Annotated in this window: 2 protein-coding genes; both read left to right on the top strand. The window is 67.7% G+C overall.

Annotated elements, in window-relative coordinates:
• On the top strand, positions 1-334 hold a 334-nt coding region (locus tag DAI20_RS19700), incomplete at its 5' end, for a phosphoribosyltransferase family protein (protein ID WP_497802645.1).
• 18 nt (positions 335-352) lie between these two features.
• Positions 353-631 (top strand): hypothetical protein (locus DAI20_RS19695; protein ID WP_205781512.1); only part of this gene is annotated, 279 nt, incomplete at its 3' end.

Genomic DNA, 631 nt, shown 5'->3' with positions numbered 1-631 from the left:
GCTGATCGGCGCCGACATGCAGGGCAAGCGCGTGCTGATCGTCGACGACGTGATCACCGCCGGTACCGCGATCCGCGAAGCGCTGGGCATCATCCGCGCCGCCGGTGGCACCCCGGCCGGCATCGTGGTGGCGCTGGACCGTCAGGAGATCGCTTCGGAAACCGATCGCCGTTCGGCGGCGCAGTCGGTGGCCGAGGAAGCCGGCATTCCGGTGATCGCCGTGGCATCGCTGGCCGATCTGCTTGATTTCGCCTCCGGCAACCCGGAACTTGTCGGTTACCGGCAGCCGCTGGAAGCCTACCGGGCCCAGTACGGCGTCCGTTCGATCCGCTGACCGACCAGGGGAAAGGTCATGTCCCGAGTTCCTGCTGTGCTCTTTGCCGGCCTGCTGCTGGCCGTACCGTTCACCGTGCCGGCGCAGCCGCGGGGCGGCGACAAGACGGAAAAGAAGTTGTACTGCTGGAACGAGGGCAAGGAGCGGATCTGCAGTGATTCGCTGCCGGCCGATGCGGTCAACCATGCCCGCGAGGAATTCAACGCGAAGAGTGGCCTGCGCAATGCGCAGGTCCAGCGCGCGCTGACCGACCAAGAGCGCGCCGAGGCAAGCAGGGTGGGCGCGCAGCAGCAGCCG

The organism is Planctomonas deserti (assembly GCF_003067705.1).
GTDB lineage: Bacteria > Actinomycetota > Actinomycetes > Actinomycetales > Microbacteriaceae > Planctomonas > Planctomonas deserti.
Note: the sequence above shows the minus strand (reverse complement) of the source record. Positions and strands in the feature narration are given on the sequence as shown.